Genomic DNA, 14,077 nt, shown 5'->3' with positions numbered 1-14,077 from the left:
ATCGTTTTTCGGAAAGCACGATGCGTAGATTCAAAAGTGCTACAGTATCCTTTGCGCATCTGAAAAGACGCGAGGCGCTAGGTGTCGTGGACACTTATCTGATCCACAGTACGATAGCTGCGATTGTGACGACGGCGAGGTAGTTTCTGGCTGTTTTCTCGAAGCGGGTGGCGACGCGCCGGAACTGCTTGAGCTTGGAAAAGCAACATTCGATCAAATGCCGTTGGGCGTAGAGGTGCTTGTCCAAAGGGTATTTCTGCGCACGCGAGGGGTTGTTGGGGATCACCGCGACAGCGCCCTTCTCGGCGATGGCCTTGCGCAGGCGATCGCTGTCATAGGCGGTGTCGGCCATGACGATGTCGGCGGGCAAGCCCTCGATCAGAGCGTCGGCCTGCGGTGCATCGCCCTTCTGACCCGCGGTGAGCGCGAAGCGGACCGGGCAGCCGAGGCCGCGCACGGCCATGTGGATCTTGGTGCTCAAGCCGCCGCGCGAACGGCCAAGGGCCTGATCTTCAGCCCCTTTTTTGCGCCGGCGGCGTGCTGATGGGCGCGGACGATGGTGGAATCGACGATCAGGTATTCGAAGTCGGGATCGTCCGACATCGCCGCGAAGATGCGCCACCAGATGCCCTTGCGGCTCCAGCGGCTGAACCGGCGGAAGGCGCTGTTCCAACTGCCGAATACCTCCGGCAGATCGCGCCAGGGCGAACCGGTCCGTACGATCCAAAGCACCGCTTCGACGAACATGCGGTTGTCGCGGCCCGACGAACCGCGCGTGCGCTCGTCGCCAATGATGTGCGGCGCTATCCGCGCCCACTGCTCGTCGCTGAGGATCAAACGATCCATAACACCCATGACTGCCTCCAAAAGACAGTCTTGAATCTGATTTGCCCAGCCTCGGGAATCCCAAGAGTCCACGCGACCTAGAGCAATTCCAGGAAAAGTGTGTAACGGTTTTCCGCCCGGAATTGCGTAATTTCAAAAAATTAGATCACTTCACCGTTTCAATGAAACGATGAAGTGATCTACTGCATGTTTCCTTCAATCGTAGCCGATTGAAGGACAAAAATATGCAGCAATTCAAAGTGCTACAGCGTCCTTAGTGCGTCTGATAAGACGCACGGCGCTGTAGTGACGCGGCCGAGGGAACCCGGGCGGACCCTTCGCCGCGGTTTCACGAAACGGTGGCACAACCGCCTCCCGCCCTCCGGCCAGAGGCGGTAGCGTTGCCTAGCCGAGCGTACCGATCAGTTCGCGATAAGCCGCTTCCGGGAAGGCTTTCAGCGTTCGGCTCCTGACATTGCCGTAGGTGCCCAGCGTCAGCGCGAAGCGGGCCGCCACCGCATCGTCCGGCGCCTCGCAGATTGCGACCATGTCGTATTCACCCATGGTGAGATAGAAATCCTTGAAGGAACCGCCCATTTCCTCAAGCACCTTCCTGGCCGCATCCAGCCGTTTCGGCGACTCGCGCACGGACTTGATCCCCTGATCGGTCCAATTGAGGAGTAGGACGTAAGTGGTCATAGCACACCTCCCGCGGAACATCCCGCTCTCGAAGGAGAGCGTCCAAGATGCTCCGATTTTCGAAAGGGCCAGAGCGCTTCTGACGCGTTCAAGTGCTGGCGCTCTCATGCACGGTGGACGCCTGCGGTGCAACTACTCCTCTCGCACTGCAACCAGTGCCCCTTTCGCTGCAAGCCATAAAGTATAATCCCGCGGTCACAACCGAACAAGTTGAGCGCGTGCCGACCGTGCCTTTGCAGGTCTCGAAATGAAAAAAGCCGGGCGCTGGGCCCGGCTTTCCGACTTGCTTCAGGTCATCGATGCCTGCTCAGCTATCCAGGAACGAGCGCAGCTTGCGCGAACGGCTCGGATGTTTGAGCTTGCGCAAGGCCTTCGCCTCGATCTGGCGGATGCGTTCGCGGGTGACCGAGAACTGCTGGCCGACTTCTTCGAGCGTGTGATCGGTGTTCATGCCGATGCCGAAGCGCATGCGCAGCACGCGTTCCTCGCGCGGCGTCAGCGAAGCGAGAACGCGCGTCGTCGTCTCGCGCAGGTTCGCCTGGATCGCCGCGTCGATCGGCAGCAGCGCGTTCTTGTCCTCGATGAAGTCGCCGAGATGCGAATCCTCTTCATCGCCCACCGGCGTCTCGAGCGAGATCGGTTCCTTGGCGATCTTCAGGACCTTGCGCACCTTCTCGAGCGGCATGGCAAGCTTTTCCGCCAGTTCTTCCGGCGTCGGCTCACGGCCAATCTCATGCAGCATCTGGCGCGACGTGCGGACGATCTTGTTGATCGTCTCGATCATGTGCACAGGAATGCGGATGGTGCGGGCCTGGTCGGCGATCGAGCGGGTGATCGCCTGCCGGATCCACCAGGTGGCGTAGGTCGAGAACTTGTAACCGCGGCGATACTCGAACTTGTCGACAGCCTTCATTAGGCCGATATTGCCTTCCTGGATGAGATCCAGGAACTGCAGGCCGCGATTCGTGTACTTCTTGGCGATGGAGATGACGAGACGCAGGTTCGCCTCGACCATCTCCTTCTTGGCGATGCGTGCCTCGCGCTCGCCCTTCTGCACCATCGAGACGATGCGGCGGAACTCGGCAATCGAAATGCCGGTTTCGGTGGCGAGATTCTGGATCTCCTGGCGGATGTCGCGGATCGTCTGGTTCTCGGCCTTGGCAAATTCCTTCCAGCCCTTGCCGGCGAGATTGCTGATCGACTTCATCCAGTTCGGATCGAGCTCGGCACCGGAATACTGTTCGAGGAAGGAGTCGCGCTTGACGCCGTAGGATTCGGCAAGACGCAGCAGCCGGCCCTCGTTCTGCATCAGGCGCTTGGAGATGTCGTAAAGCTGCTCGACCAGCGCATCGATGCGGTTCTGGTTGAGCGACAGCGACTTCACCGCCTTGATCAGCTCGTCCTTCAGCTCCTTGTAGCGGCGCTCCTGCGCCGGCGACAGCGTGCCGGTCGCGGCAAGGCGCGCTTCCACCTGCTGGTCCTGCAGCTTGCGGAGCTTCTTGTAGGTCTCGGCGATGATGTCGAGCGTTTCCATCACCTGCGGGCGCAGTTCCGCTTCCATCGCGGCGAGCGAGAGGTTCGATTCGTCGTCGTCCTCTTCCTCTTCCTCGGCGGGCTGGCCCTCGCCGCCGACATTGGTGATGTCGTCGTCATTGGCCGGAACCCGCGACTTGCGGACCTTTTCCTTTTCCTCGGCCGCCTTGCGGTCGGCCTCGATCTTTTCCGGGCTCTGGAACTGCGGCGCAGCCTTGGCCTCGGGGCCGGAATAGGTCGTCTCGAGATCGATGATCTCGCGCAGAAGCGTCTGACCCTCGTTCAGTTCGTCGCGCCAGATGATCAGCGCCTGGAAGGTGAGCGGGCTTTCGCAGAGGCCCGCGATCATCGTTTCGCGGCCGGCCTCGATACGCTTGGCGATGGCGATTTCGCCCTCGCGCGAGAGAAGCTCCACCGAGCCCATCTCGCGCAGATACATGCGCACCGGGTCATCGGTCCGGTCGGTCGGTTCCTTCTTCTTGCCGGTCGCCAGCGCAGTCCCGCTGACGGTCGCCAGTTCGCCGCCTTCGCTTTCGCCGTCGTCGCCGCCGTCCTCGTCGTCGCCGCCGGCCGCTTCCTCGGCTTCCTCATCCTCGATGACGTTGATGCCCATGTCGGAGAGCATCGCCATCGTGTCTTCGATCTGCTCGGAGGTGACTTCTTCGGAAGGCAGGACGGAATTCAGTTCGTCCATCGTCACATAGCCGCGCTTCTTGGCGGCCTTGATCATCTTCTTGACAGCGTCGTCGGAAAGATCGAGAAGCGGACCGTCCGGAGTGCCTTCGCGTTCAACGTCTGCTTCTTCGTTTTCTTTGACTTTTGTTGCCATTTATTCGTCGCTTTCCTTGTCGCAACCGGCGTGTTCCCGGTGCCCAATGCCGCTCGGGGGTCCGGGCGCGCCGCGCACCCGCCACCGACTCATTTCCCCTGACGTAACGGGATGATGTTTAATTCCTGTTTAACCACGACAGCGATCGCGGTCGAGCGGGCAAGCTTCGACAGTCCTGCCACTGAATCGTCTCTGGCATGATTCCCTATCCGCCGTACCATGTCGCCATTTCTGCTTGAAATGGTGATTCCCAGAATTTTTCATCCCGTCAAGCTTTTCCGGTGAAAAACCGCGCAAATCGGCAAAAAACGCTTATCGACGGGACTATCTCGCCGTTCACCAGGGTTGCTCAAGATGTAGGAGCGCCCTCTTAAAAGACAAGAGGCGCGGACTTTTTCCGGGATCGGCGCGTTGTTCCATTTCGGGATGCAACCCGCAGTCACATCAAAGCCAATCCATCACTACCTTGCCGGAGTTGCCGGAACGCATCGCCTCGAAGCCGTCGCGGAACTCGTCGATACGAATGCGGTGAGTGATGACTGGCGAAAGGTCGAGGCCGCCCTGGACGAAGGCGATCATCTTGTACCAGGTTTCAAACATTTCGCGGCCATAGATGCCCTTCAGGTTGAGCATCTTGAAGATCACTTTGTTCCAGTCGATCTCGAAGCCGGCCGGTGCAATGCCGAGAATGGCGATCTTGCCGCCATTGTTCATCTTGTCGATCATGTCGCGAAAGGCTGGTGCAGCGCCCGACATTTCGAGGCCGACGTCGAAGCCTTCGGTCATGCCGATCGAGCGCATCACATCGGCGAGATTCTGTTTCGATGCATCGACGACATAGTCGATCCCGAGCTTACGGGCGAGGTCGAGGCGCACCGGGTTGATGTCGGTGATCACCACCTTGCGTGCGCCCGACCGCTTGGCGACCAGCGCACCCATGATGCCGATCGGTCCGGCGCCGGTGACGAGCACGTCCTCGCCGACGAGGTCGAAGGAAAGCGCCGTGTGCACCGCGTTGCCGAACGGATCGAAGATCGCGGCGATCTCGTCCGGCACGTCGTCCGGGATCGTCACGACATTATATTCCGGCAGGCAGACGAACTCGGCGAAAGAGCCCGGTCGGTTGACGCCGACGCCGAGCGTGTTACGGCAGAGATGCCCCCTGCCCGCCCGGCAATTGCGGCACTTGCCGCAGACGATATGGCCCTCGCCGGAAACCCGCTCACCAACATGGTGCTTGGTGACCGCCGAGCCAACCTCGGCGATTTCGCCCATGAACTCATGGCCGACGACCATCGGCACGGGAATGGTCTTCTGTGCCCACTGGTCCCAGTTCCAGATATGGACATCGGTACCGCAGATCGCCGATTTCTTGACGCGGATCAGCACATCGTTCGGCCCGACCTCCGGCACCGGTACGCGTTCCATCCACAGCCCGACCTCCGGCTTCGTCTTGACCAGCGCCTTCATCATGTTGGTCATTGCACTATCCTCGCTCCCCCGCGCCTCACGCAGCTTACTCAGATCACCCCTAGTTCGCGTCCCACTTCCTCGAACACCGCAATCACACGCCGCACGTCCGCCTCACTGTGCGCCGCCGACATCTGGGTGCGGATGCGCGCCTGTCCTCTCGGCACCACAGGGAAGGAAAAGCCGATGACGTAGACGCCTTTCTCCAGCATGCGGGCCGCCATCTCCTGCGCCAGCGCCGCATCGCCCAGCATGACGGGAATGATCGGGTGCCCCTCGCCGGCCAGCGTAAAGCCGAGTTTCGACATCTCGGCCCGGAACAGTGCGGAGTTGGCATAAAGCCGCTCGCGAAGCGCATCGCCGTTGTCGATCAGTTCGAAGACCTTGAGCGAGGCCGCGGCGATCACCGGAGCGAGCGTATTGGAGAAGAGATAGGGCCGCGACCGCTGGCGCAGCCAGTCGACGACCTCGGCCTTGCCCGAGGTGTAGCCGCCCGAGGCACCGCCAAGCGCCTTGCCGAGGGTGCCGGTGATGATATCGACCCGCCCCTCGACGCCGCAATGCTCGGCCGAGCCGCGGCCATGCTTGCCGACGAATCCGACCGCATGGCTGTCGTCGACCATGACCATGGCACCGTATTTCTCCGCCAGATCGCAGACGCCCTTCAGGTTGGCGATGATGCCGTCCATGGAAAAGACGCCGTCGGTGGCGATCAGCTTGAAGCGACTGCCCTCGGCCTTCTTCAACTCCTCCTCCAGCGCCGCCATGTCGTTATTGGCGTAGCGGAAGCGCTTAGCCTTGGAGAGCCGCACGCCGTCGATGATCGAAGCGTGATTCAACGCGTCCGAGATGATCGCGTCCTCCTCGCCGAGCAGGGTCTCGAACAGCCCGCCATTGGCATCGAAGCAGGAGGAATAGAGGATCGTGTCCTCCATGCCGAGAAAGGAGGAGATGCGCGCCTCCAGTTGCTTGTGCTCCTCCTGCGTGCCGCAGATGAAGCGCACCGAGGCCATGCCGTAGCCGTAGCGGTCGAGCGCCTTCTTGCCGGCATCGGCAAGTTCCTCGCTGTCGGCAAGGCCCAGATAGTTGTTGGCGCAGAAGTTCAGGACCCTTTCGCCGGAACCGACTTCGATCTCGCCCGCCTGCTTGGAGGTGATGACGCGCTCGGACTTGTAGAGCCCGGCCTGCTTCAGGCCATCGAGTTCCGAACGCAGGTGGGAGAGGAAGGCAGAGGTCATGGCAGCCGCTTTCGAAGAGGGAAAAGAATTTCACGTCTAGACAAATAGCATGCCAATTTTCGATGTGCAGCACTTTCTCAGCGCATTGTTGAGGTGAAACGCGCAGGATTCAAGCAACTTCCGCGCCGCCGACGCGGCGCTGCTGAATCCCTCTGACAAGCGCCGGCATGAGGGAGCGGAAGTCGACGTCCAACCAGCCTCAGCTTCGTCGGGGAACACCTGCCCTTCTCAGCCGCCCTCTTCGAACGCATCGATGACCGCCAGGAAGGCCTCGCCATATCTCTCCCGCTTGCTCTCCCCGATACCGGGAATGTCGATGAGATCGTCGAAGTCGCGCGGACGCTGCTTGGCGAGCGCGATCAAGGTCGTGTCCGGGAAGACGACATAGGGCGGGACGTTTAAATCCTTGGCGATCGAAAACCGCTCGGCGCGCAGCTTCTCGAAAAGCTCAAGATCGGAGCCGGCAAGGTCCGAACGCTCGCGGGCCGAGGCCGATTTCTGCCCGCGCGCCGCCTTGCCGGAACTCGGCCGATCCTTGCGGAAGAGCACCTGCCGCTCGCGCTTGAACACCGCTCGCGCTTCCGGCTCGAGTTTCAAGGCGCCAAAGGCAGCGTGATCGACGGTGATCAGCCCCATTGCGAGCAATTGCCTGAAAACCGATTGCCAGGTTCGCGCCGGCAGGTCCTTGCCGGCGCCGAAGACCGGCATGTCGACATGGCCGAAGCGCTCGGTCTTCTCGTTGACTGCCCCCATCAACACGTCGACCACATGGCCGGTGCCGAACCGCTCGCCGGTCCGATAGACGGCGGCGAGCGCCTTGATCGCCGCCTCCGTGCCGTCCCAGGTCTCGACGGGCTTCAGGCAGGTGTCGCAGTGACCGCAACGGCCGGGATGCGCCTCGCCGAAATGCGCAAGGATCGCTTGCCTCCGGCAGCCGGCCGTCTCGCAGATCGCCAGCAGGGAATTAAGCTTTGACCGTTCGATGCGCTTGATCTCGTCCGGCGCGCCGCCCTCGTCGATCATCCGTCGGCGCTGTATAACATCGGCCATGCCATAGGCCATCCACACTTCGGACGGCAATCCGTCGCGCCCGGCCCTTCCCGTTTCCTGATAGTAAGCCTCGACCGAGCCGGGCAGATCGAGATGCGCGACATAACGCACATCCGGCTTGTCGATCCCCATGCCGAAGGCGACGGTCGCGACCAGGCAGAGATTTTCCTCTTTCAGAAAGGCGTCCTGATGCCGATCGCGCAAGGCGCGGTCCATTCCGGCGTGATAGGGCAGCGCGCGGATACCCTGTCCGTTCAGCCACTCGGCCGTATCCTCGACCTTGGCACGCGACAGACAATAGACGATGCCGCTCGAATCCTTGAAGCGCGACAGGAAGCGCAAGAGCTGCTGGCGCGGCTGGTCGCGTTCGACGATCTCGTAGGCGATGTTCGGCCGATCGAAGCTGGAGGTAAAGACCCGCGCGCCGCGAAGCGCCAGCCGCTCGACGATGTCGTCGCGGGTGTGCGGATCGGCAGTGGCCGTCAGAGCGATGCGCGGCACGCCCGGAAAACGCGCGGCAAGGCAATCAAGTCCACGGTATTCGGGCCGGAAATCGTGTCCCCATTGCGACACGCAATGCGCCTCGTCGATCGCAAAGAGGGCGATGTCCATGTCACCGATCATTTCGGCGAAACCGTCGGTGACCGCGCGCTCGGGCGTGACATAGAGGAGGTCCAGTTCATCCGCCGAAAGCGCGCGACGGACGGCGATCGCCTCGTCGCGGCTGAGCGAGGAATTGAGCGCCGCCGCACGAATGCCGACCTGCTTCAGCGCCTCCACCTGGTCGCGCATCAACGCGATCAGCGGCGAGACGACAATGCCGAGGCCCTTGCGGCAAAGTGCCGGGATCTGGAAGCAAAGCGACTTGCCGGCCCCGGTCGGGAAAAGCACGACCGCGTCCCCACCTGTAACGACGTGCTCGACGACGGCCTGCTGCTGACCGCGGAAGGCGGAGTAGCCGTAGACGCGCTTGAGAATATCGAGCGGATTGCGGGCGTCCTCGGTGTCGAAGGGGCGGACGGTGGAGGCGTCGTCATTGTATGGCATGAAATCGCTTTCGTCGGCGGGCAGTATGAGAATTGGAAACGGTGGATGCAAACGAACAAGGGTTGACTTGCGCCTCATCCTGCAGCTTTGCCCCTCTCCTCGGGTTTAACCCAGGGTTTAGCCCGAGGACTAGCCCTCTCCCGCAAGCGCGGCGAGGGGACAGGTGTGCGCTCCGTTGACAGTCGCCTCATACTCTGGAGGCGGAAAATGCGGGGCAGAGCGAGTGCCTCGAGTCCCTTCGCCCCGCTTGCGGGGAGAAGGTGCCGGCAGGCGGATGAGGGGCAATTCGCGGAAGGAAATCACCTCGCCGCCGGCCCCTTCACTCTCCCCGAAAGCACGCCAAAACCTTCGATGATCGCTTCCTGGTTCTCGAGCCGGGTGACTTCCAACTGAACCTCCTGTAGCGTGCGCAACAGTTGCGGCACGGCCTCGAGATCGCCTTCCTCGGTGGCGTGCGCCAGTTCCCGCTCGAGCTCGCGGCGCTGCCAATTGAGCGCCTTCGTGCGCTTGTGCAGCGCAAGCGCCTGCAGATAGCCCTCGCGCGCATCCTCGGGTGCAGCCGCCGTCGTCGCGGTCCACAGACGCGCATAGCGAATCTGCTGGTCGAGCGCGCCGATCAAAGGGGCGAAACCTTCGGCCTCCAATTGCTCGACGAGCCCTTCCCGCGTCAGCCGCGGGCCGTTTGCCGCCGCGGCGTTCAGGACAGACGCCCAGCAACGCTGTAACTCGCGATGATCGAACTCGATCGTCGAGATCTCGTCATATTCGTCGAAAAGCAGTTGCGGATGATTGACGATCGTCAGCGCGAGCACGCTCTCGCGCAGCATCGGCGCCGCCTGCTGACCGCTGACGAGCGACGAGCGCGCCAGCCGATCGGAAATCGACGTCGGGCCGGCGTTCCGGTCGCCGGCTTGGCGAAAACCGCCTTGCCGCCCACCGCGCTCGCGCCCACCGCGCTCGAACGGCCGCCGCTCGCCCCTGAACGGCGCGCTCACCTGCAAGAAGGCGTTCAGCCGGTCGCGCATGTCCTGGCCGTAATGGCGGCGCACGCTTTCGTCGGCGATGACGGCGATCACCTGTCTCAACCGCGCTTCGAGCTCGGCGCGCTTTTCCGGCGTGTCGAACCCTCCGCCCTGAACCTCGCGCATCCAGACCATCTCCGCCAGCGATCGGGCATTGGCGAGCACCTTGTCGAACGGCTCGCGTCCCTCATGGCGGACGAGGTCGTCCGGATCCTTGCCATCGGGCAGCATGGCGAAACGGACCGACCGGCCGGGTTTCAGATGCGGAAGCGCCAGGTCGACGGCACGGTTGGCCGCCCGGATGCCCGCTCCGTCGCCGTCGAAGCAAAGCACAGGCTGGGGCGTCATCTTCCAGAGGAGGTCGAGCTGGTTCTCGGTCAGCGCCGTGCCGAGCGGCGCCACGGCGTTCTCGATGCCCGCCTGGTGCAGCGCGATCACGTCCATATAGCCTTCGACGGCGATGATCGTGCCCGCGCCATCGGCGCCCTGCGAAGCGCGCCGGGCGCGCGCGAAATTGAAGAGCACATTGCCCTTGTGAAAGAGCTCGGTCTCGTTGGAGTTCAGATATTTGGCCGGTGCGTCCGCGGACATCGCCCGGCCGCCGAAGGCGATCACCTTTTCGCGCGCCGAGAGGATCGGAAACATGATCCGGTCGCGAAAGCGGTCGTAAGAGACCGGGACGTCCGGCCCATGGACGACAAGGCCGCAGGCTTCGATCTGCTCCTTGCCGACCCCCTTGCCGGCGAGAAATTCCTTCAACGCGTTGCGGCTGTCCGGCGCATAGCCCAGCCGGAAGGTCTCGATCGTGCGGCCGGTGAGGCCCCGTTCGCGCAGATAGGCGCGCGCCTTGGCGCCGATCGCGGTCTGAAGCTGGTCCTGAAAGAACTGCGTCGCCAGTTCCATGACGTCGAGCAGGCTCGTCCGTTCCTTCTCCCGACGCTCTGCCTGCGGGTCGGGCTGCGGCATGGCGACGCCTGCCATGTCGGCGATCAGCTGCACCGCTTCGGGAAAACTCAGGCCCTCGAGATCGGTCAGGAAGCGGAAATGGTCGCCGGAGACCCCGCAGCCGAAGCAGTGATAGCGGCCCTTGCGATCCTCGCAGTGGAAGCTCGGCGACTTCTCGCCGTGGAAGGGGCAGCAGGCCCAGTAGTCGCCGCGCGACACATTGGTCTTGCGCCGGTCCCAGGTGACGCGCTTGCCGATCACGTCCGAAATCGGAACGCGGTCGCGGATCTCGTCAAGGAAGGACGGTGAAAAGCGCATGGATACCTCTGGCCAGCTTCCATATAAGCGGCCTGGCCGGAGGAAGCCACCGTTCCTCTCGGTCTTGCCCGCTTTTCACAGGCGGCTATCTAAGCAGGCGGGAAACTGAGGCAGCGCCGCCGATCAGGCGCAGCGCCGCGGACTAATTCAACAGTTCCTTGACGATGCTGGACGCCTTGGCGAAATCCATCTGGCCGGGATAACGCTCCTTCAGCGCATTCATGACCTTACCCATGTCGCGTAAGCCCTGAGCCCCGATTTCCGCGATGATCGCGGCGCAGAGCTCCCTCACCTTCTCCTCGGAGAACTGCTCGGGCAGGAACGCGTTGATGATGACGATTTCCTGCCGCTCCTGCTCCGCAAGCTCCGGGCGACCGCCCTCATCGTAGATGCGGGCCGATTCCTCGCGCTGCTTGATCATCTTGGCGAGGATCTGCATGATCTCGTCATCGCCGGCCGGCCCCTTGCTCTGGCCGCGATTGGCGATGTCGCGATCCTTGATCGCCGCCTGGATCAGCCGAACCGTCGACGTGCGCCGGGCATCCTTGGCCTTCAGCGCTTCCTTCAGGGCGTTTGCGAATTGCTCGCGCATCTCTTTCTCCCTACCGAGCCGCCCCCTGCTGCCTGCAACCGGACCGGCTCGTTTGCCTCATTGTCGTCGTCGTCTTAAACCAGTGCGACAGGTACAATCAAACCTATCGCGCAACCAATTGAATTGTAACGAACTTTATTTCCGGGCAATTCGCGGGCGCCCGGTTGACCCCGGTAAAGCCTTTGTTTATTTTCCGGCACCTGCACGAACATCGGCATGAACCTCTTTCTCGCGGGACTCCGCGCGCCATGCCGCATGCAATTTGAAATGGGCTGAACCGACCGGCTTTAAAGCCGCGCCTTCGCCGCAACGGGATAGGAACGATGACCGCGACACCCGCATGGACAACCCAGAAACCCACTGCCCTGCTCGTTCTGGCCGACGGCACGGTGATCGAAGGCAAAGGCATCGGCGCGACCGGCAAGGTTCAGGCCGAGGTCTGCTTCAACACGGCACTGACGGGGTATCAGGAAATCCTCACGGACCCCTCCTATCTCGGCCAGATCGTCACCTTCACCTTCCCGCATATCGGCAATATCGGCGCCAATGACGAGGATATCGAGGACCTGACCCCCGCCGCCCGCCACGGCGCTGTCGGGGTGATCTTCAAGGCCGACATCACCGATCCTTCGAACTATCGTGCCGCCAAGCACCTCGACGCCTGGCTGAAGGCGCGCGGCGTCATCGGGCTGTGCGGCATCGATACGCGGGCGCTGACCGCCTGGATCCGCGAGAACGGCATGCCGAACGCCGTCATCGCCCATGATCCGGCCGGCGTCTTCGACATCGAGACCCTGAAGGCCGAGGCAAAAGCCTGGAGCGGTCTCGAGGGGCTCGACCTTGCCAAGGTCGCGACATCGGGTCAGTCCTATCGCTGGAACGAGAAGCCATGGGTGTGGAACGAAGGCTACTCGACACTCGGGGAAACCGAAGCCGCCTATCACGTCGTGGCGCTAGACTACGGCGTCAAGCGCAATATCCTGCGTCTCTTCGCCGGCCTTGATTGCCGGGTCACGGTCGTTCCGGCCGAGACGAGCGCCGAGGAAGTGCTGGCGCTCAAGCCGGACGGCATCTTCCTGTCGAACGGCCCCGGCGACCCGGCCGCCACCGGCGAATATGCCGTGCCGGTGATCAAGAACCTGCTGGAGAGCGACATCCCGGTCTTTGGCATCTGCCTCGGTCACCAGATGCTGGCGCTGGCGCTTGGCGCCAGGACCGAAAAGATGCATCAGGGCCACCACGGCGCCAACCATCCGGTCAAGGATCACACGACCGGCAAGGTCGAGATCGTCTCGATGAACCACGGCTTCGCGGTCGATTCGAAATCGCTGCCGCAAGGTGTTGAAGAGACTCACATTTCCCTCTTCGACGGCACCAATTGCGGCCTGCGCTTGAGCGGCAAGCCGGTCTTCTCCGTCCAGCATCACCCGGAAGCCTCCCCAGGCCCACAGGACAGTCACTATCTCTTCCGTCGCTTCCTGAACCTCATCCGCGAGAAGAAGGGTGAGCCGGCGCTGGCTGAACGCTGAGAAAGCCGAAGAGAACGAATGAAGGCCCGCTTGCGCGGGCCTTTTTTGCTTCAGCCTTCGCCGAGCCGCTCCGCTATGAAATCGATCGTCGCACGCACCGAAGGCAATTGGCCGCGACGATGTGGCATCAGTATCGTCGTCGTCACCTTGCCCGCAGTCCACTCCGGGAGGATGTGGACGAGTGCACCCCTTGCAATTTCCTCCTGGCAAAGCGTGCCAGGCAGCGCGGTTACCCCAAGTCCTGCCACCGCGGCCGCCAGCAGCACCCGGGATTCGTCCGCCACAAAGCGCGGATTGGGTGAGATCTGCACGCTCGTGCCGTCTTGGTGCTCGACCAGCCAGCCCAGCGAAGTGAGTGACGTCATCAGCCCATCGTGCTCCTGCAACGCCTCTGCTCGTGCAGGCACTCCCCGCTCTCTTAGATAGGCAGGTGCGGCGACGAGAAGTTTGCTCTGTGTGCCGACGCGGCGCTGCACGAGACCAGAGTCCGGCAGCGGCGCAAAATGATCGCGCACCGCCATATCGAAGCTTTCCTGGACGATATCGACAAAGCGGTCAGTCGCGTGCAGGACGACGCGAAGCTTGGGATAGGCGAGCGCGAGTTCGGGCAATAGCGGGGCTAGCGAAAGCTGCGCCGTCGGAACGGAAGCCGTGATCCTGACAGCGCCGCTCGGTTCGGCAAGCCTGCCTTTGATGACATTTTCCGCCGCTTCCGCCTCCACCAGCATCGCCGCCGCGTGGCGGTAGAAGTCTTCCCCCGTTTCAGTCACCGCGAAGCGGCGCGAGGTCCGGTTTATGAGGCGGACGCCGAGGTTCTTCTCGAGCACCGCCACCCGCTTGCTGAGCGTCGATTTCGGCACGTTGAGCGCACGCGCCGCTGGCGCAAAACCGCCGTGGTCCACGACGTGGACAAAGAAGGTGAAGTCGTTGAGGTTCGCCATGGTCGCCAGCGTCTGCAATTGTGGACGATATATCCACGA

General features: G+C 62.4%; 9 protein-coding genes and 1 pseudogene. 1 reads left to right on the top strand and 9 read right to left on the bottom strand.

The window, feature by feature from the left end:
• Positions 1-94 precede the first annotated feature (94 nt).
• The 8 genes and pseudogenes from RHIBR816_RS35800 to RHIBR816_RS0111285 all read right to left on the bottom strand — a co-directional run bounded on the left by RHIBR816_RS35800 (position 95) and on the right by RHIBR816_RS0111285 (position 11,568).
• Positions 95-846: pseudogene (locus tag RHIBR816_RS35800) on the bottom strand (IS5 family transposase).
• Positions 847-1,230: 384 nt separating this feature from the next.
• A complete protein-coding gene (locus tag RHIBR816_RS0111315; RefSeq protein WP_018236655.1) occupies positions 1,231-1,524 on the bottom strand; it encodes a GYD domain-containing protein in 294 nt (97 codons plus the stop codon).
• Between the two features lie 307 nt (positions 1,525-1,831).
• A complete protein-coding gene (rpoD, locus tag RHIBR816_RS0111310; protein WP_018236654.1) occupies positions 1,832-3,886 on the bottom strand; it encodes an RNA polymerase sigma factor RpoD in 2,055 nt (684 codons plus the stop codon).
• 444 nt (positions 3,887-4,330) lie between these two features.
• A complete protein-coding gene (gene tdh, locus RHIBR816_RS0111305) occupies positions 4,331-5,368 on the bottom strand; it encodes an L-threonine 3-dehydrogenase (protein WP_018236653.1) in 1,038 nt (345 codons plus the stop codon).
• A gap of 38 nt (positions 5,369-5,406) precedes the next feature.
• The gene (locus RHIBR816_RS0111300) at positions 5,407-6,594 is read right to left on the bottom strand and encodes a glycine C-acetyltransferase (protein ID WP_018236652.1); all 1,188 of its coding nucleotides are present in this window, start codon (positions 6,592-6,594) and stop codon (positions 5,407-5,409) included.
• Between the two features lie 228 nt (positions 6,595-6,822).
• Positions 6,823-8,691: a DNA helicase RecQ gene (gene recQ / locus RHIBR816_RS0111295; RefSeq protein ID WP_084811250.1), complete on the bottom strand. Its 1,869-nt coding sequence runs from the start codon at positions 8,689-8,691 to the stop codon at positions 6,823-6,825.
• A gap of 299 nt (positions 8,692-8,990) precedes the next feature.
• The gene (gene dnaG / locus RHIBR816_RS0111290; protein ID WP_018236650.1) at positions 8,991-10,976 is read right to left on the bottom strand and encodes a DNA primase; all 1,986 of its coding nucleotides are present in this window, start codon (positions 10,974-10,976) and stop codon (positions 8,991-8,993) included.
• 142 nt (positions 10,977-11,118) lie between these two features.
• Entirely contained in the window at positions 11,119-11,568 is a 450-nt protein-coding gene (locus RHIBR816_RS0111285) for a GatB/YqeY domain-containing protein (protein WP_018236649.1), read from the bottom strand.
• 323 nt (positions 11,569-11,891) lie between these two features.
• Between RHIBR816_RS0111285 and carA the strand changes: the two genes are divergently transcribed.
• The gene (gene carA, locus RHIBR816_RS0111280; protein WP_018236648.1) at positions 11,892-13,097 is read left to right on the top strand and encodes a glutamine-hydrolyzing carbamoyl-phosphate synthase small subunit; all 1,206 of its coding nucleotides are present in this window, start codon (positions 11,892-11,894) and stop codon (positions 13,095-13,097) included.
• A 50-nt stretch (positions 13,098-13,147) separates the two neighbouring features.
• Here carA and RHIBR816_RS0111275 read toward each other — a convergent pair whose 3' ends face one another.
• Positions 13,148-14,038, bottom strand: coding sequence for a LysR substrate-binding domain-containing protein (locus RHIBR816_RS0111275; RefSeq protein WP_026186875.1), 891 nt, complete (start codon positions 14,036-14,038; stop codon positions 13,148-13,150).
• Positions 14,039-14,077: the final 39 nt, after the last annotated feature.

The organism is Ensifer sp. BR816, assembly GCF_000378985.1.
GTDB lineage: Bacteria > Pseudomonadota > Alphaproteobacteria > Rhizobiales > Rhizobiaceae > Sinorhizobium.
This window is presented reverse-complemented; position numbering and strand designations above follow the sequence as displayed.

What these genes read in the sequence shown, in the direction of transcription:
- RHIBR816_RS0111315 (WP_018236655.1), bottom strand. Translation starts at nt 1,524, where the DNA reads ATGACCACTTACGTCCTACTCCTCAATTGGACCGATCAGGGGATCAAG.
- rpoD (WP_018236654.1), bottom strand. Translation starts at nt 3,886, where the DNA reads ATGGCAACAAAAGTCAAAGAAAACGAAGAAGCAGACGTTGAACGCGAA.
- tdh (WP_018236653.1), bottom strand. Translation starts at nt 5,368, where the DNA reads ATGACCAACATGATGAAGGCGCTGGTCAAGACGAAGCCGGAGGTCGGG.
- RHIBR816_RS0111300 (WP_018236652.1), bottom strand. Translation starts at nt 6,594, where the DNA reads ATGACCTCTGCCTTCCTCTCCCACCTGCGTTCGGAACTCGATGGCCTG.
- recQ (WP_084811250.1), bottom strand. Translation starts at nt 8,691, where the DNA reads ATGCCATACAATGACGACGCCTCCACCGTCCGCCCCTTCGACACCGAG.
- dnaG (WP_018236650.1), bottom strand. Translation starts at nt 10,976, where the DNA reads ATGCGCTTTTCACCGTCCTTCCTTGACGAGATCCGCGACCGCGTTCCG.
- RHIBR816_RS0111285 (WP_018236649.1), bottom strand. Translation starts at nt 11,568, where the DNA reads ATGCGCGAGCAATTCGCAAACGCCCTGAAGGAAGCGCTGAAGGCCAAG.
- carA (WP_018236648.1), top strand. Translation starts at nt 11,892, where the DNA reads ATGACCGCGACACCCGCATGGACAACCCAGAAACCCACTGCCCTGCTC.
- RHIBR816_RS0111275 (WP_026186875.1), bottom strand. Translation starts at nt 14,038, where the DNA reads ATGGCGAACCTCAACGACTTCACCTTCTTTGTCCACGTCGTGGACCAC.